The organism is Acinetobacter lwoffii (genome assembly GCF_052078135.1).
Classification (GTDB): Bacteria; Pseudomonadota; Gammaproteobacteria; order Pseudomonadales; family Moraxellaceae; genus Acinetobacter; species Acinetobacter lwoffii_Z.
Window position 1 is genome coordinate 45,661 of record NZ_JBQGUZ010000006.1, and the last position, 15,746, is coordinate 61,406.

Here is a 15,746-nt window from a genome sequence, read left to right on the forward strand (position 1 = left end):
AATGATGACCTGATATGTCTTTCTTTGCATTGGGTGTCAACCATCAAACTGCCTCTGTAGAACTGCGCGAACAAGTGGCGTTTAACCCTGAAAAGTTAAGTGCCATTCTTGCCGAGCAAAGCCAACACCCTCAACTGAACGACATGGTGGTGGTGTCTACATGTAACCGGACCGAAGTTTACGCCATGTCTGACAATGCTGACATGGTGCTGAACTGGCTCGCCCAGAAAAATGGGGTGGATGTCAAACAACTGCAACATCATGTCTATCGTTATGAAAATGCCCAGGCAGTGACGCATCTGATGCGCGTCGCCAGTGGACTGGATTCACTGATGCTGGGTGAACCACAAATTCTGGGACAGGTCAAAACTGCACTTTCTCTGGCCAAAGACTCCCATACGGTGTCGCGCGATCTCAACCGGATTTTTGAATATGCTTTTTATGCCGCTAAACGCGTGCGTTCGGAAACGGCTGTCGGCAGTCATGCGGTCTCGATGGGCTATGCGGTGGCGCAACTGGCCTTGCAAGTATTTAGTCATCCGGACAAGCTGACCATTATGGTGGTAGCAGCCGGGGAGATGAACAGTCTGGTGGCCAAACACCTCGCAGAGATGGGGGTGGGCAAGATTATTATCTGTAACCGTACCCGCGAGCGTGCGGATATTCTGGCACAGGAAATTGCACATCGAGTTGAAGTCGAAATTATAGATTTTGATCAGCTTGCAGAAAATCTGCATCGTGCCGATGTCATTTCCAGTTGTACCGGCAGTTTGCATCAGGTGATTCACTATCCTGATATCAAGGCAGCATTAAAGAAACGCCGTTACCAGCAGATGCTGCTGGTCGATCTGGCCGTACCGCGCGATATTGATGCCAAAGTAGAAAGCCTGGACGGGGTTTATCTGTATGGCGTTGATGATCTGCAAAGCGTGATTGAGGAAAATCTGGCACAGCGCCGTCAGGCGGCTGTTGAGGCCGAAATCATGGTCAATCAGCTGGCTACAGAACTGATGACCCAGCAAAAGGTCAAACAGGCCGGGGCGACCATTCATGCCTATCGTGATCATGGTGAAACTTTACGTCAGGAAGAATTGACACTGGCAATCCAGCGTATTGCCAAAGGCGAAAAGGCAGATACTGTACTGGCCGAGTTTTCACATCGTTTGACCCAAAAACTGTTACATCCAACCTCTATTGTGCTGCGTGAGGCGGCCAAAGCGGAAGATCCTGCCTATTTTGAGCTGTTACAGGAAGAACTGGGTAAGGTGGTTGCGAAACGTCGTAAATCCAGGCATTCATTTTAATCAGTATGATAAGAGGCTTGGTTCTGTGCTGATTGGTACTTCAAGATAAAAACCCAGCCTGATTATTTGAGAAAATTATAAACATTAGTGAGATCTAGCACGGACTTCATTTGATTCGAAAGAATCAATAATTTGAAAAATTAGTCTTCTAACAGGGTCATCGAGCGTTTGCGGTCAATTTCATAAATCTGCATTTTCAGGTTTTTCATTTCTGCAATACTGTTAAATTTCTTGGATTTAATCTTGTTTTTCAAGCATTGATATTGCAGCTTGGTCGAAAAATCAGCCGCGAGCTTATCGGCCTGTTCCGGGGATGAGGTGTAATCGCTGACATTGGCATGCTGTAAAATATGCTGCAGTTCATGATGATGAGCTGCGCAGGCACCGAGCACATAGTAGATCGACAGTTCAGGGTCATCTGGCAAGTCATCAAAAATCACATTCAGAATATTCAAAATCTTAAACAGCAACTGATCTTCCGCTACTAGCGCGCGCAGTGGTTCAAAATGAATATACAGATAAGGATGATTCATCAAGATCGCAATCACATATTCTTCAGCATCAATTTTGGTACTAAAGCTTAAAGATGCATCTGTATTGACCTTAGGTTGCCATTTACGATTAAAGCCCAGTTTTTCGCGGAAAAATTGCTGCAGCAGATAACGGAAGGAGCCATGTTTGGGCAGTAATTCGGTCAGATTTTTTAGTTCACCCATAACCTGACTCTTGCCTTCTGGGGTGGTGATATCCTGATTTTGGGTCAGATGGGCAAACACGAAGTCCGACATCAACGGTGCCTGATCCAGCAAGCGTCTGAAGTTTTCTATCCCTTCACGGCGGATCAATGAATCTGGGTCATGGTCAGCGGGCAAAACAAAGAACTTCAGCTCTCGGCCATCATTCAGCAGGGGCAGGGCAATGTCCAAGGTACGGCGCGCTGCTTTTTGACCGGCAGCATCCCCATCAAAGGCAATGGTCAGCCGGTTGCTCTGCTTGAACAGAATATTCAGGTGGTCGGTATTACTCGCTGTGCCTAAAGTCGCCACTGCGCCATGAATGCCATATTGCTGAAGCGCAATCACATCCATATAGCCTTCGACCATCAGCCATTCTTGGGCTTTCTGTTTGCGGCCCTCATAGAGGCCGTACAGCAACTGGTTTTTATGGAAGACTTCAGAATCTGGCGAGTTGATGTATTTCGGCTTGATCTCGTCATTCAGGGCACGGCCGCCAAAGCCGACCACACGGCCCTTGGTATCACGGATCGGGAAAATGACTCGTTCACGCAGCAGGTCAAAATCACGGCCACTGTCGCTGGTGCGAATCAGACCTAAAAGTTTTAAGCCCTCAATATCCTGAGGAAAGGCTTTTTCCAGATGTTGCCAGTCTTCAGGCGCATAGCCTAAGCGCCAATAGGCAATGGTCTCTGCAGTCAGACCACGCTGCTTGAAGTATTGCTGGGCACTCGGGCTATTTGGGAGTTGGCGCTCATAGAACTGCGCGATATTTTCTAGCAGGTCGTAGAGGTTACCGTCTTGCTGAACTTCCGCCATCGGTAGGTGTTCAAAAGAAGCAAAAGGGTCACCATAAAAATCCTGTTCGACTGTCTGAAACTCTGCAAATGGATCGAAACTCGCCGTAGATGCAGCATTATTATTTTCTGTTGGAGCGTTATTCTGTTGCGGCTGAGTTTGTGGTGCAGTTTGAGCAGGCACGATTTTGGGTTTGGCTGCTTCACGTTTATATTTTAATTTATTGGAATCAGTATTGTCTTTAGGCAGTTCGATGCCCGTCTGGCTGGACAGGTCTTTCATCACTTCGACAAAATTACGGCTGCCAATGTCCATTAAAAAACGGATGGCATTACCGTTGGCCTGACAGCCAAAACAGTGAAAATACTGTTTGTCACGATAGACGTGGAAAGACGGTGATTTTTCCTGATGAAAAGGGCAGCAGCCTGAATAGGTACGGCCTGTTTTTTTCAGTTTTACGAATTGACCAATCACATCGACAATATCGGTGCGATCGAGAATCTGATCAATCGTATGTTGAGGAATGGCCATGGTCTGCTGAGCTTCTCGTGCTGGAATCTAAGGTCTAAATCACTGAAAAAATGAAAATAGTCTAGTTGGACATTGAATATTTCAAGTTCCTTTGTATACCTTTTGCACGTTTTGTTCAAGCCTGGGCAAGACAACGCAAAAGGGCAAGTATGATACCTTGCCCTTGAGGAAAATGCACCTGTAAAGCGCTGTCTTATTTGCTGATGCTGCCGGCCTTCTTTAGCTTTATTCAGCCGTTTTAGGACGATCCAGCAAACCAAATGAAATGCGATTGGTGATGCTGCGCTTTTCATTTTCTGGCGCATCAGACTGTGCATCGGTGTCGGTTACAGTCTTGGCTTCTTTACCAAAAATACCCAGTGTCGCGCGGTTAAAGAAGCTGCCTTCACTACGCGCTGCACGCAGATTCACCGTCCCATCTGATTTCACCAGATTCGGATAATTCAGCTTTAATACATCCACATATTGCTGAGAAGTCGCTTTATCACCTAGCTGAGCATAGCCATAAGCAACCGTTGCCAGTGCTTCTGGAATCTGCGGAGTTTGAGGATAATGTTCAATCACCCACAAGCCACGTTCAACTGCTGCCAGATAAGCCTTACGCTTGATGTTGAAACGTGCTGCGTTCATTTCATGCTCAGCCAGTTCCTGACCGATAAACTGCATACGCTGTGCTGCATCCACTGCATAAGTACTCGATGGATAGCGGCGAATGAAATCAACAAAATTCTGGTAAGCCACTTTCAGGTAGCTGACATCACGATGCGACTGTTTCAGCGAGGTATAACGCAGCAGGCCGTTATAGTTCTGTTCCATATTTGAGACACCGCGTACATAGTAGGCATAGTCGACATTTGGATGTTGCGGGTTCAGACGGATAAAACGCTCTGCCAGTGCGACCGCACCTTCATAATCTTTTTGCTGGAATTTCACATACAACAGTTCCAGTTGCGCTTGCGGGGCATACTGACTGGTCGGGAAATAAGTTTCCAGCGCTTCCAACTGTTTTGCTGCATCGGTATATTGATTACGATCTAGCGCTTTCTGTGCTTTTTGAATATAAACCTGTTCGCTAGATTCCGGACCTTTATCCACGACTTCTTTTTTTGGATTACTGCTACAGCCTACCATTGCCGATGCAATGCCTAATGTCACAGCAAGCATTGTCATTTTATAATGTGGTAGCGACATAAAAATTCCTCTGTTAATACGGGCAATGAGCTACAATTGCACTATTAAACCACTTTTGTCTGAATGAGCAAATGAGTCAAGCACAATCTTCCAATTCTAATATCCCTGATACTGATTTCAATTTACTTGAAGATTCTGAGGATGCAGATAACCATACTTCAGAAGCAACTGCAACACGTTTATCGTTGCAATTTCAACTGGATGAAACTTATATCGGGCAACGGATCGACCAGATTGCCGCAATGGTCTGGAGCGATTTTTCTCGAGAAAAATTAAAGCAATGGATTAAAGATGGCAATTTATTGGTGAATGGTCAACCGGTTAAGCCGAAATTTAAAAGTGATGGTTTTGAAACCCTGACTTTAAATGTTGAGCTTGAAGCGCAAACGCGCAGTCTGCCGGAAGATATTCCACTGGATATCATCTATGAAGATGATGACATTATTGTCATCAATAAACCTGTAGGCATGGTAGTGCATCCGGGCGCTGGCAATAGTTCTGGCACCTTGGTGAATGCTTTATTGCATCACTATCCGAAATCGGCTGAACTGGCGCGTGCAGGTCTGGTACATCGTATCGATAAAGACACCAGTGGTCTGTTGGTGGTTGCCAAAAATCTGGAAGCACAGTTTGCCTTAAGCAAACAGCTTGAGAAAAAATCAGTATATCGCCTGTATGACCTGGTGGTTTACGGCAATATTATTGCTGGCGGTACCATTGATGAACCAATCAAACGCCATCCGGTGGATCGTGTGAAAATGACCGTACTTCCAGGTGGTAAAGACGCGGTGACGCATTACAATGTCAAAGAGCGTTTCCAGCATTTTACCCGTGTTCAAGCCCGTCTGGAAACTGGACGTACCCATCAGATCCGTGTGCATTTTAGCTATATCGGCTTTGGCTTGGTGGGCGATCAGGTGTATATGCCACGTGTCCGTATGCCTGCAGGTGCATCGCAATTATTAGATGATACTTTGCGTGGCTTCAAGCGTCAGGCTTTGCATGCTGTACAACTCGGTCTGACCCATCCGCGTACCAAAGAAGAAATGACCTTTGAAGCACCGTGGCCGGAAGACTTTGCCAATCTGGTTGAAGTGCTGCGTACCGAAAACAAAGCCTATTAATCTTTTTATTTAGCTCGCGTCAAAGCAAGGAATCGAGATGCAATTTGTACCAGGACTTCCACAAGGTGTGTATGTCGGCCAGACTCGCGTTCACCATGCGAAAGTACAGCCATCCGCACAGCCTGAGCTTGCAGGTTTTAACTTGGCCTTGCATGTGCAGGATAATGCGCTACGGGTACAACAGCATCGTATGGCTTTATTGCAGGATTTCGCTGCCTTTGGCGTAGATAAGATTACCTGGATGACCCAGACGCATAGCACCATTTGTCATAGCATTAATGAGCAGATGCCATTTACCGCACTGGTCGGAGATGGTCTGGTGACGCAGCGCAAGGCGCATGCCTTGATGATGATGACTGCAGACTGTTTACCTGTAGTAATGGGGAATGCGAAAGGTACGGAAGTTGCCAATTTGCATGCCGGCTGGCGTGGTCTGGCCGGTGGGATTATTGAAAATACCCTTGTAGCCATGCAAACTCCGCCGACCTGGGCCTGGCTCGGGGCAGCTATTAGCCAGCCTTGTTTTGAAATTGGCACTGAAGTAAAAGCGGCTTTTTGTAGTAAATATCCTGAACTGGACAGTGCATTTCAGGCCGGTGAGCAGGCAGGTAAATATTATGCCGACCTGTATGCGATTGCGCGTTATATCTTGCAGCAACATGGCATAAATACCGTATTGGGTGGGGAGCAGTGTTCTTATCGTCAAGCAGATGAGTATTTTTCTTATCGCCGTGAGCCAAAAACAGGGCGTATGGCGACATTCGTGTTTATGGCATGAAAATGTTAAACTTAACTGAATTTTTTGGCTTTTGAGCGTTATGTCCCTATCTTCCAAATCTGTTGCGATTGTTTATCACAGTCCTTATGGACACACGGCTAAAGTGGCAAATTTTATTGCCGATGGTGCGCGCGAAACTGGTGTTCAGGTGCATATGATGAATGTCGAACATATAGACTGGGATGTACTGGATGCCGCCGATGCGATTATCTTTGGCTGTCCGACCTATATGGGTAGCCTGACCTCTGCCATGAAGCTGTTTATGGAGCAATCCTCTAAGCGCTGGCTGGCACGTAGCTGGCAGGGAAAACTGGCAGCGGCTTTTACCAATGGTGGCGGACTTAGTGGTGACAAGCTGGCGGTCCTGCAGCAAATCAACCTGTTTGCCATGCAGCACGGGATGTTGTGGAGTGGATTGCCATTAATGCCGACAGGACGTGCCGTCACGGATCTGAACCGGATGTCGAGCTTTTTGGGTTTAATGACCCAGTCAGATAACGCACCGGTAGAAGTGACCCCACCTGAAGGCGATTTAAAAACTGCGTTCTGGTTTGGTGAATATATTGCTTTGACTCTAGCGCGTTTAAATAGCCATACTTAAAACCATAAAAAAACCTCCAAATGCGGAGGTTTTTTTATATTCAACTTTTAATCCATTATTTATGGAAAATTCGCGCTTTATCACGTTGCCAGTCACGGTCTTTTTCGGTGGCACGTTTGTCATGAAGCTGCTTACCTTTCACCAGAGCAATTTCCAGCTTGGCATGTGGACCTTTCCAGTAGCAGGCCAATGGAACGCAGGAATAACCTTTCTGGTTAATCGCACCCATCAACTTTTCAATTTCACGGCGATTCAGCAACAGCTTGCGGGTACGAGTTGCTTCAGGCACCACATGGGTTGAAGCGCTTAATAAGGGCTGAACCTGTGCACCAAACAAGAACGCTTCACCATTTTTAAAGGTAATATAACTTTCTACGATGGTCATGCGACCAGCACGCATTGATTTGACTTCCCAACCTTTTAATGAAAGCCCCGCTTCAAATTTCTCTTCAATAAAATAATCGTGGCGGGCACGTTTATTCAGTGCAATGGTACCGCCATTATTTTTTTTTACTACAATAGATGCTTTCGCCATAATCTGATACTTCCAAACGTGCTGCTATTGTACCGCAACTAGAAATAAGGTGAAGTTTTTTAAATTAATGAGGATTATTCACCAAAAAAACAAGTTTTTGCTAAAATAAGATTCTACATAACAAACAGAGTACAAATGGATGTCTAAAACTCGTGTGATTTATCCGGGGACTTTTGATCCAATTACCAATGGACATATTGATTTGGTAACACGCGCAGCGCGAATGTTTGATGAAGTCGTAGTGGCGATTGCCATTGGTCATCATAAGAATCCGGTATTCAGTCTGGAAGAGCGTGTCGCATTGGCGAAAGAGTCATTGAGTCATTTGGACAATGTTGAATTTGTAGGCTTTGATGGTTTGCTCGTCAATTTTTTCCGTGAGCAAAAGGCGACTGCTGTATTGCGTGGTTTGCGTGCAGTGTCTGATTTTGAGTACGAATTTCAGCTGGCAAATATGAACCGTCAGCTGGACTCCCATTTTGAAGCGGTGTTTTTAACCCCTTCAGAGCAATATTCTTTTATTTCATCCACTTTGGTGCGTGAAATTGCTCGATTAAGAGGTGATGTGACCAAGTTTGTACCACCAAACGTGGTTGCTGCCTTCGAGCGTAAACTTCAACAAGGTTGGTAGCGTGTCTTTATATATCACCGATGAATGTATTAATTGTGATGTCTGTGAACCTGTATGCCCGAATGAGGCCATCTATATGGGTGAACTCATTTATGAGATTCATCCAGATTTATGTACAGAATGCGTCGGACATCATGATCAACCGCAGTGCCAGCTGTTCTGTCCGGTGGATTGTATTCCACTGGATCCGAATCATGTCGAAACGCAGGAACAGCTGCAAGCCAAGTATGAAAAACTGACTGCTCAAAAAACATCAAGCAATTAGTCTCGATATTTGATACTATGCCGCTCGAAGTGAGCCAGACGATCGCTGCTGTGGAGATCTCCGTGATTGAAGCAGGGGAGGAAAGTCCGGGCTTCATAGGGCAAGGTGCCAGGTAACGCCTGGGCGGTGTAAACCGACGGCAAGTGCAGCAGAGAGAAGACCGCCTTCATTATGTTTTCGAGCAATCGGAATCGAAGGTAAGGGTGAAAGGGTGCGGTAAGAGCGCACCGCATGGCTGGTAACAGTTCATGGCGAGGTAAACCCCACCGGAAGCAAGACCAAATAGGAATCCATTAGGCATGGCCCATGCTGGATTCGGGTAGGTCGCTTGAGCGCATGAGTGATTGTGCGCCTAGAGGAATGATCGTTCACGACAGAACCCGGCTTATCGGCTCACTTCAACAAATTTTGATCAAACAGCACAATATGGGGTTGACGTGATTTACAGAAAATCCCATAATGCGCGCACAGTTTAAGGCTATGTAGCTCAGTTGGTTAGAGCACCGCACTCATAATGCGGGGGTCACAAGTTCAAGTCTCGTCATAGCCACCATATTCTGAAAAAACCCACTCCGATTGAGTGGGTTTTTTTATGCCCCAATTTTATTTTGATTGGTTTGAATATCAGAGATAGCGGATTTCAAAACTTGTAGGCAAATTTTAGCTGTTTGTTCTCTAGGTGAGAATTTTTCAGTCATTTGCTGAAAAGGATGTATGTAATTTCTAAAATCTCTTAATTCTTTGCTAAATCGATATGTATCTTTTTCAATTAAATTAATTGAATGAGATACTTCAATGAAATTATGAAGTGTCCATTGATCGAAGTTTTTTACTTTGCCATCTTTTTTAGGGCTACAGTTTGAAGTATTAAAAACCCTTGGATTTAAAGAAGCAATATTTAAGAATATTCCCTCTAATGTACTACCAGCTAATAACACAACGGAAAGGTATGCTTCAGCTTTAAAAGCTTTTTCAATTTCTATTATTCTACTTTTGATTACAGGCATTAAGGTTGGGATGAGATTTAACTGAGAGTAATCAAACTTAAATTCATGTTTTATAAAGTTATTTTTAATATTTTCATTATCTGATTGGAATTGTTCATCAAGATTGATTTTTGTAATAGGTGTAAGGTTAATTTCAGTGTTGGTTCTAGTAATTTGATATTTGTCGAATTGTAGATATTTATTGAACTCTTTAATTAAATTATCTAGTCGATTTAAGTCTTCAATATAATTTATAGGATTAAATAAGTTTTTAATACATATATCTAATTTTGGTGTGCCATTTATTTGAGAAAGTCGTAGATCTGTGTACATCCATCTAGATGGAAAACCTTGTCCATATACATCTTGATAATCGAACATACCAAAAAAATCGATAATTTTTGGCCCTGATCGGTATTCGGTGATTTCATTGATTAAGTCACGAAGTTTTTCAAGTGTCTTAGTTGATAGATGCATATTTATTCAAAATAATGGTTTGAATTAAATATAATGTTTAGATCAAACTTTGTACATAATTAAGCAGTGATTTCACATCATCCGTTTGCAATTGCTCACGCATTTTTAAAAACTGCTTTTCATCTATATCGTAAATTTTAAGTGAAAGCAGTTTTTCGATATCTTCTTGCGGGAAACGGTATTTAATGATTTTTGCAGGTACGCCGCCCACAACTGCATAAGGTGGCACATCTTCAGTCACAACAGCACCTGTTGCGACCACAGCACCTTCACCAAGCTTTACACCGGGCATAATCATGGCACGAGAACCAATCCAGCAACCATCACCAATGATCGTGTCACCCGCAAGCTCAAAACCCCGTGTATCGAACGGAAATGCTGAAATCCAGTCGGTACGGTGTAATTGGTTGCTGCCCATCATAATCACGCATTCTGCGCCAAAACAGACGAAATTGCCGATATAGAGCTGGTCTATGGGCTTCTCAGGCGTGGCAGGCTTATCATGCAGATAGCGCACCACACAGCGCTCAAAACCTTGATCCCAATACGCTGAATAATAAGAATAATTCCCTTTGATATGAATGTTGGGATTCTTCACCGTTTTTGAGATGAACTCAAATTCACACCAATGATTCACAGGAGAATTAATTAACTTTTCAGCCATAAGGAAGATACAAAAAAAATAGTGAATAAGAAATTATACCTAATCGGCGTTTAAACTTGCTGAATAATCTCTAAAAGATACTCAAGCGAGTGCGAATAACGCAAATGATTAGACTGGTGTAGACGCTGTAGGAATACGGGCAATCACTTTAATTTCAAAATCAAAACCTGCCAGCCAAGTCACGCCCACCGCAGTCCAGTTTGGGTAAGGCTTTTGATTAAACACTTGTTGTTTAACTTTCATAATACTTTCAAACTGCCGTTCGGGGTCAGTGTGAAAAGTAGTGACATCGACAATATCATCGAAAGTACAACCAGCCGCTGCCAATGTTGCAGCTAAGTTTTCAAAAGCCCGTTCTACCTGCTTCTCAAAATCTGGTTCAGGCGAGCCATCTTCACGGCTACCGACCTGACCAGAAACAAAAAGTAAGTCTTCCGATTTGATCGCAGCAGAATAACCATGCTGTTCATACAGGGCATGGCGGTCTTGGGGAAATATCGCAGTTCTAGTCATGTCTATTCTCATTCAATATCTAATTTATCAGTGAGTGAAAGCAACTTGACTTTCACATACGCTTCGTATGTAAACATAATTGACATACGGTCCGTATGTCAATTAAAATTTTTATGATGATGAGGTAAAGTAATTCATGTCTGTTCGTGAACAAAAGATGGCGGAAACCCGCAAGAAACTGATAGAAGTGGCACGCCGTGCGTTTGCGGAATATGGTTATGCTGGCACTTCAATGGATAAGCTCACGGCAGAAGCAGGGCTGACTCGTGGTGCGCTGTATCATCATTTTGGTGATAAAAAAGGCTTATTTGCTGCAGTGGTCGACCAGATCGATTCGGAAATGGCTTCATCTGCGCAGCAACATCTGGAGCAGCCTGATGATCTGTGGGAAGGATTGATGCTGGAAGGGCGGACCTATATTCAAAATGCCTTAAACTCTGAATTCCAGCGCATTGTATTGCGCGATGGGCCTGCGGTATTGGGTGATCCTGCACACTGGCCAAGTCAAAACAGATGTTTGCAGTCCACGCGTGAATGTGTTGAGCAATTATTGGTAGCAGATCGAATTAAAACAGTTGATCCGGAAGCTGCTGCGGTATTTTTAAATGGTGCTGCAATGAATGCAGCCCTCTGGGTGGCTTCTAGCGAACATCCTGAGCAGGTACTCCCTGAGGCTTTACATGCATTTAATTTATTTGCATCGGGGTTTTTAAAAGAAGCCCAGAGCTAATTCGTTTGTAGGAAGCAGATAAAGGTAAAAAACCCCTCAATCGAGGGGCTTTAAATTAAACAGCTTTAAATTTTAAAGATATTCAACTTTCACAATTTCGTATTCAACTTCACCGTTTGGTGTATTGATTTTCACATCGTCGCCTTCGTTTTTACCTAAAAGACCACGTGCAATTGGCGAGTTCACAGAGATCTTGTTAATCTTAAAGTCTGCTTCGTCATCACCTACAATTTTATAGGTTTTCTGTTCTTCAGTATCCAGATTTTCAATCGTGACCGTTACACCAAAAACCACACGACCATTCTGTTCAAGTTCTTTTACGTCAATCACCTGAGCTGCACCCAGTTTGCCTTCGATGTCCTGAATACGACCTTCACAGAAGCCTTGCTGTTCACGTGCTGCATGGTATTCTGCATTTTCTTTTAAGTCGCCGTGTTCACGCGCTTCTGCAATTGAAGCTGTGATACGTGGACGATCCACTGTTTTCAGTTGGTGTAATTCTTTCTCTAAGGCAATTTTGCCTTCAGGTGTCATAGGATAACGTTGCATGTTGTCCCTCAAAAGTCAGTTGAAAGATATAAAATCTATAAATAAAAAAAAGCCCGCCACCAAGAAGGTGGCGGGACTTCTTGGAAGTGAATTAACCTTTAGTTAGGTCTTGCAAACGATATACATCCATCGGCAATTTAATTGCTAAAGCTTGGCATACTGCATCCGCACCATTCAATGTAGTTGTGTTATACACTTTACCTTGAAGTGCTGAACGACGGATCGAGAATGAGTCTTCTTGTGCCTTTTTGCCTTCAGTCGTGTTAATCACAAGGTGGATTTCGCCGTTTTTAATACGGTCCACAATGTTAGGACGACCTTCAGTTACTTTATTGACACGTTCACATTCAAGACCAGCATCGCTAATCACTTTAAATGTACCATCAGTTGCAAGAATCTTGAAGCCTAGGTCAATCAATTGTTTTGCGATACCAGCCGCACGTGGTTTGTCTGAGTCACGTACAGAGATAAATGCGTGTTTGACTTCACCTTCAGTTGGAAGACCGGGTAAACGCTCGTTTGCACCTAAAACAGCTTTATAGAACGCTTCACCAAATGTTTTACCAACACCCATCACTTCGCCAGTCGATTTCATCTCAGGGCCAAGGATCGGGTCAACACCAGGGAATTTGTTGAATGGGAACACCGCTTCTTTGACAGAGAAGTGTTCAGGAATAATCTCTGATGTAAAGCCTTGAGATTCTAGAGATTGACCCGCCATACAACGTGCAGCAACTTTCGCTAAAGATTCGCCGATACATTTAGAAACGAATGGCACAGTACGTGATGCACGTGGGTTCACTTCCAGGATGTAAACGTCTTCACCTTTTACAGCAAACTGAACGTTCATCAAACCGATTACGCCAAGTTCTTTTGCCATAGCCACGGTTTGACGGCGCATTTCGTCCTGAATCTCTTTAGATAGAGAGTAAGGAGGAATCGAACATGCCGAGTCGCCTGAGTGAATACCCGCTTGCTCAATGTGCTGCATGATACCGCCGATCACCACGTCTTTACCGTCAGATACGCAGTCCACGTCAACTTCGATCGCGTCATCCAGGAAGCGGTCAAGAAGAACAGGCGCTTCGTTAGATGCTTGAACTGCATCACGTAAGTAGCGTTTTAATTCTTCATCGTTGTATACGATTTCCATCGCACGACCACCAAGGACGTAAGAAGGACGTACTACAAGCGGGTAGCCAACTTTAGATGCTTCAGCCATGCCTTCTTCAGCAGATTTTACAATGCTGTTGTTTGGTTGGCGAAGTTGTAGACGTTGAATCATTTGCTGGAAACGTTCACGGTCTTCTGCACGGTCAATCGCGTCAGGTGATGTACCAATGATTGGCGCACCGGCTTCTTCTAGAGCACGAGCCAATTTCAAAGGTGTTTGACCACCGTACTGAACGATAATGCCTTTAGGCTTCTCGATACGCACGATTTCTAAAACGTCTTCTAAAGTGATCGGTTCGAAGTACAAACGATCTGAAGTGTCGTAATCCGTAGAAACAGTTTCAGGGTTACAGTTTACCATGATCGTTTCATAGCCGTCTTCACGCATAGCCAGGGCAGCGTGTACACAGCAGTAATCGAACTCGATACCTTGACCGATACGGTTAGGGCCACCGCCGATCACCATGATCTTGTCTTTGTTCGATGGATTTGCTTCACATTCTTCATCGTAAGTTGAGTACATGTAAGCTGTATCAGATTCGAATTCTGCAGCACATGTATCGACACGTTTGTAAACTGGAGTTACGCCCAGGTTCCAACGATGTTTACGGAATTGCTTTTGTGAAATACCCATCAAGTCTGCAATGCGAAGATCTGATAAACCTTTACGTTTGAATCCACGGATGTTGTCCGCATTCAAGTCGCCAAAACCTAAAGTTTTGATTTGGTTTTCAGTTTTGATGATGTCCTCGATTTGAATCAAGAACCAGCGGTCAATGTTCGTTGCAGCGAATACTTCGTCTAAAGTAAAGCCGTGACGGAATGCATCGCCCACGTACCAGATACGCTCTGGACCTGGCACTTTAAGTTCTTGCAAGATTTTGTCGCGCGCGCCTTCAGCACCCACTTCAATTTTTTCGTCAAAACCAGAAGCACCCACTTCAAGACCACGAAGGGCTTTTTGTACAGATTCCTGGAAGTTACGACCAATCGCCATTACTTCACCGACAGATTTCATCTGAGTTGTAAGCGTTGCGTCAGCTTGTGGGAATTTCTCGAAGTTGAAACGAGGAATCTTAGTAACTACGTAGTCAATTGCAGGTTCAAACGATGCAGGTGTTGTACCGCCAGTGATGTCGTTTTTCAACTCATCAAGCGTGTAACCAACCGCTAATTTCGCAGCGATTTTTGCAATTGGGAAACCAGTTGCTTTAGAGGCAAGGGCAGATGAACGTGATACACGTGGGTTCATCTCGATCACAACCATACGACCAGTATTTGGACAAATACCGAACTGTACGTTAGAACCACCTGTTTCTACGCCAATTTCACGTAGTACAGCTAAAGATGCGTTACGTAGAAGTTGGAATTCTTTGTCTGTCAATGTTTGCGCAGGAGCAACAGTGATTGAGTCACCAGTGTGTACGCCCATTGGGTCAAAGTTTTCAATCGTACATACGATGATACAGTTGTCGTTTTTGTCACGAACAACTTCCATCTCGTACTCTTTCCAACCAATTAAAGATTCATCGATCAATAATTGTTTAGTCGGAGAAAGATCGAAACCGCGTTCACAAATTTCGATGAATTCTTCTTTGTTGTAAGCGATACCGCCACCAGAACCACCCATGGTGAATGATGGACGGATAATCACTGGGAAGCCGAAACGTGCTTGAATTTCTAAAGCATGTTCCATTGACTCAGCAACGTCAGCTTTTGGACATTCAAGACCAATTTTACGCATTGCCTGGTCAAACAGTTTGCGGTCTTCAGCTTTTTCAATCGCTTCTTTGGTTGCACCGATTAATTCAACATTGAATTTTTCTAAAATGCCGTGCTCATCGAGGGCAAGGGCACAGTTCAATGCAGTTTGACCACCCATGGTCGGAAGAACAGCGTCTGGGCGTTCTTTCTCAATAATTGCTGCAACAGTTTGCCAAGTAATTGGCTCAATATAAGTTGCATCTGCCATGGTTGGGTCGGTCATGATGGTCGCTGGGTTCGAGTTGACCAAAATAACGCGGTAGCCTTCTTCACGAAGGGCTTTACATGCTTGAGCACCTGAGTAGTCAAACTCACATGCTTGACCGATGACAATCGGACCAGCACCAATAATCAAGATGCTTTTAATGTCAGTACGTTTAGCCATGATGCTTCCTTAA

At 44.2% G+C, this 15,746-nt stretch carries 15 protein-coding genes, 1 tRNA gene and 1 other RNA gene; 9 read left to right on the forward strand and 8 right to left on the reverse strand.

The genetic code is table 11. The features are described from left to right. Nucleotides 1–14 precede the first annotated feature (14 nt). Nucleotides 15–1,304, forward strand: coding sequence for a glutamyl-tRNA reductase (hemA, locus tag ACTL4S_RS05690; RefSeq protein ID WP_441298919.1), 1,290 nt, complete (start codon nucleotides 15–17; stop codon nucleotides 1,302–1,304). A 140-nt stretch (nucleotides 1,305–1,444) separates the two neighbouring features. Here the strand turns inward: hemA and ACTL4S_RS05695 are convergent, their stop codons facing one another. Together ACTL4S_RS05695 and ACTL4S_RS05700 are read right to left on the reverse strand one after the other, a co-directional pair. Continuing rightward, nucleotides 1,445–3,367 (reverse strand): DNA primase, encoded by a 1,923-nt coding sequence (locus tag ACTL4S_RS05695; RefSeq protein WP_004645776.1) that lies wholly within the window; start codon nucleotides 3,365–3,367, stop codon nucleotides 1,445–1,447. Nucleotides 3,368–3,592: 225 nt separating this feature from the next. Beyond that, nucleotides 3,593–4,558 carry an outer membrane protein assembly factor BamD gene (locus ACTL4S_RS05700; protein ID WP_004645775.1) on the reverse strand — a complete coding sequence of 322 codons (966 nt, stop codon included), beginning with the start codon at nucleotides 4,556–4,558 and terminating at the stop codon, nucleotides 3,593–3,595. 71 nt (nucleotides 4,559–4,629) lie between these two features. On the opposite strand from ACTL4S_RS05700, the gene rluD reads away from it, so the two are divergent. The 3 genes from rluD to ACTL4S_RS05715 are packed head-to-tail and all read left to right on the forward strand — an operon-like array spanning nucleotide 4,630 to nucleotide 7,061. After that, on the forward strand, nucleotides 4,630–5,682 hold the full coding sequence (gene rluD, locus ACTL4S_RS05705) for a 23S rRNA pseudouridine(1911/1915/1917) synthase RluD (protein WP_005265880.1): 1,053 nt from the start codon (nucleotides 4,630–4,632) through the stop codon (nucleotides 5,680–5,682). Between the two features lie 37 nt (nucleotides 5,683–5,719). Then, nucleotides 5,720–6,460 (forward strand): peptidoglycan editing factor PgeF, encoded by a 741-nt coding sequence (gene pgeF / locus ACTL4S_RS05710; protein ID WP_441298920.1) that lies wholly within the window; start codon nucleotides 5,720–5,722, stop codon nucleotides 6,458–6,460. Nucleotides 6,461–6,500: 40 nt separating this feature from the next. Then, on the forward strand, nucleotides 6,501–7,061 hold the full coding sequence (locus ACTL4S_RS05715; RefSeq protein ID WP_004645771.1) for a flavodoxin family protein: 561 nt from the start codon (nucleotides 6,501–6,503) through the stop codon (nucleotides 7,059–7,061). Between the two features lie 55 nt (nucleotides 7,062–7,116). Here ACTL4S_RS05715 and smpB read toward each other — a convergent pair whose 3' ends face one another. Continuing rightward, a complete protein-coding gene (gene smpB / locus ACTL4S_RS05720; RefSeq protein ID WP_004280586.1) occupies nucleotides 7,117–7,596 on the reverse strand; it encodes an SsrA-binding protein SmpB in 480 nt (159 codons plus the stop codon). A gap of 139 nt (nucleotides 7,597–7,735) precedes the next feature. On the opposite strand from smpB, the gene coaD reads away from it, so the two are divergent. The 4 genes from coaD to ACTL4S_RS05740 all read left to right on the forward strand — a co-directional run bounded on the left by coaD (nucleotide 7,736) and on the right by ACTL4S_RS05740 (nucleotide 9,045). After that, nucleotides 7,736–8,227: a pantetheine-phosphate adenylyltransferase gene (gene coaD / locus ACTL4S_RS05725; protein WP_004280585.1), complete on the forward strand. Its 492-nt coding sequence runs from the start codon at nucleotides 7,736–7,738 to the stop codon at nucleotides 8,225–8,227. A 1-nt stretch (nucleotide 8,228) separates the two neighbouring features. Next, on the forward strand, nucleotides 8,229–8,492 hold the full coding sequence (locus ACTL4S_RS05730) for a YfhL family 4Fe-4S dicluster ferredoxin (protein ID WP_004280584.1): 264 nt from the start codon (nucleotides 8,229–8,231) through the stop codon (nucleotides 8,490–8,492). Between the two features lie 26 nt (nucleotides 8,493–8,518). Beyond that, nucleotides 8,519–8,896, forward strand: an RNA gene (rnpB, locus tag ACTL4S_RS05735) — RNase P RNA component class A. A 72-nt stretch (nucleotides 8,897–8,968) separates the two neighbouring features. Then, nucleotides 8,969–9,045: transfer RNA gene (locus ACTL4S_RS05740), tRNA-Met, on the forward strand. 37 nt (nucleotides 9,046–9,082) lie between these two features. On the opposite strand, the gene ACTL4S_RS05745 is transcribed toward ACTL4S_RS05740, so the two are convergent. The 3 genes from ACTL4S_RS05745 to ACTL4S_RS05755 form a co-directional block, all read right to left on the reverse strand. Continuing rightward, nucleotides 9,083–9,955, reverse strand: coding sequence for a hypothetical protein (locus ACTL4S_RS05745; protein ID WP_441298921.1), 873 nt, complete (start codon nucleotides 9,953–9,955; stop codon nucleotides 9,083–9,085). A 37-nt stretch (nucleotides 9,956–9,992) separates the two neighbouring features. Next, nucleotides 9,993–10,619 carry a CatB-related O-acetyltransferase gene (locus tag ACTL4S_RS05750; RefSeq protein ID WP_441298922.1) on the reverse strand — a complete coding sequence of 209 codons (627 nt, stop codon included), beginning with the start codon at nucleotides 10,617–10,619 and terminating at the stop codon, nucleotides 9,993–9,995. A 108-nt stretch (nucleotides 10,620–10,727) separates the two neighbouring features. Continuing rightward, entirely contained in the window at nucleotides 10,728–11,132 is a 405-nt protein-coding gene (locus ACTL4S_RS05755) for a RidA family protein (protein WP_441298923.1), read from the reverse strand. 136 nt (nucleotides 11,133–11,268) lie between these two features. On the opposite strand from ACTL4S_RS05755, the gene ACTL4S_RS05760 reads away from it, so the two are divergent. Continuing rightward, nucleotides 11,269–11,862, forward strand: a complete 594-nt coding sequence (locus tag ACTL4S_RS05760; protein WP_005252554.1) for a TetR/AcrR family transcriptional regulator — start codon at nucleotides 11,269–11,271, stop codon at nucleotides 11,860–11,862. Between the two features lie 72 nt (nucleotides 11,863–11,934). On the opposite strand, the gene greA is transcribed toward ACTL4S_RS05760, so the two are convergent. Together greA and carB are read right to left on the reverse strand one after the other, a co-directional pair. Beyond that, on the reverse strand, nucleotides 11,935–12,411 hold the full coding sequence (gene greA, locus ACTL4S_RS05765) for a transcription elongation factor GreA (RefSeq protein WP_004645764.1): 477 nt from the start codon (nucleotides 12,409–12,411) through the stop codon (nucleotides 11,935–11,937). Between the two features lie 91 nt (nucleotides 12,412–12,502). Beyond that, nucleotides 12,503–15,733 (reverse strand): carbamoyl-phosphate synthase large subunit, encoded by a 3,231-nt coding sequence (gene carB, locus ACTL4S_RS05770; protein ID WP_180086300.1) that lies wholly within the window; start codon nucleotides 15,731–15,733, stop codon nucleotides 12,503–12,505. Between the last annotated feature and the right edge of the window lie 13 nt (nucleotides 15,734–15,746).

What these genes read in the sequence shown, in the direction of transcription:
- hemA (WP_441298919.1), top strand. Translation starts at nt 15, where the DNA reads ATGTCTTTCTTTGCATTGGGTGTCAACCATCAAACTGCCTCTGTAGAA.
- ACTL4S_RS05695 (WP_004645776.1), bottom strand. Translation starts at nt 3,367, where the DNA reads ATGGCCATTCCTCAACATACGATTGATCAGATTCTCGATCGCACCGAT.
- ACTL4S_RS05700 (WP_004645775.1), bottom strand. Translation starts at nt 4,558, where the DNA reads ATGTCGCTACCACATTATAAAATGACAATGCTTGCTGTGACATTAGGC.
- rluD (WP_005265880.1), top strand. Translation starts at nt 4,630, where the DNA reads ATGAGTCAAGCACAATCTTCCAATTCTAATATCCCTGATACTGATTTC.
- pgeF (WP_441298920.1), top strand. Translation starts at nt 5,720, where the DNA reads ATGCAATTTGTACCAGGACTTCCACAAGGTGTGTATGTCGGCCAGACT.
- ACTL4S_RS05715 (WP_004645771.1), top strand. Translation starts at nt 6,501, where the DNA reads ATGTCCCTATCTTCCAAATCTGTTGCGATTGTTTATCACAGTCCTTAT.
- smpB (WP_004280586.1), bottom strand. Translation starts at nt 7,596, where the DNA reads ATGGCGAAAGCATCTATTGTAGTAAAAAAAAATAATGGCGGTACCATT.
- coaD (WP_004280585.1), top strand. Translation starts at nt 7,736, where the DNA reads ATGTCTAAAACTCGTGTGATTTATCCGGGGACTTTTGATCCAATTACC.
- ACTL4S_RS05745 (WP_441298921.1), bottom strand. Translation starts at nt 9,955, where the DNA reads ATGCATCTATCAACTAAGACACTTGAAAAACTTCGTGACTTAATCAAT.
- ACTL4S_RS05750 (WP_441298922.1), bottom strand. Translation starts at nt 10,619, where the DNA reads ATGGCTGAAAAGTTAATTAATTCTCCTGTGAATCATTGGTGTGAATTT.
- ACTL4S_RS05755 (WP_441298923.1), bottom strand. Translation starts at nt 11,132, where the DNA reads ATGACTAGAACTGCGATATTTCCCCAAGACCGCCATGCCCTGTATGAA.
- ACTL4S_RS05760 (WP_005252554.1), top strand. Translation starts at nt 11,269, where the DNA reads ATGTCTGTTCGTGAACAAAAGATGGCGGAAACCCGCAAGAAACTGATA.
- greA (WP_004645764.1), bottom strand. Translation starts at nt 12,411, where the DNA reads ATGCAACGTTATCCTATGACACCTGAAGGCAAAATTGCCTTAGAGAAA.
- carB (WP_180086300.1), bottom strand. Translation starts at nt 15,733, where the DNA reads ATGGCTAAACGTACTGACATTAAAAGCATCTTGATTATTGGTGCTGGT.